Below are 245 nucleotides of genomic sequence, written 5' to 3'. Positions count from 1 at the left end.
AGGATGCCTAGGCACCAGGAGCCGATGAAGGACGTGGCGAACGACGAAATGCCTCGGGGAGCCGTAAGCAGGCTTTGATCCGGGGATGTCCGAATGGGGGAACCCGCGTATCGTAATTGATACGTACCATGCAGTGAATACATAGCTGCATCGGAGGCAGACGAGGGGAACTGAAACATCTAAGTACCCTCAGGAAAAGAAAACAAAAGTGATTCCGTCAGTAGCGGCGAGCGAAAGCGGATTAG

The 245-nt window shown here is 53.5% G+C and carries 1 rRNA gene; it reads left to right on the top strand.

The window, feature by feature from the left end:
* Window position 1: 1 nt before the first annotated feature.
* Window positions 2-245, top strand: a 23S ribosomal RNA gene (locus ACZYR9_RS28000); the annotation flags it as partial.

Source organism: Paenibacillus sp. F024 (genome assembly GCF_057814255.1).
The sequence above is the reverse complement of the archived record's forward strand: the minus strand, read 5'-3'. Positions and strand labels throughout refer to the sequence as shown.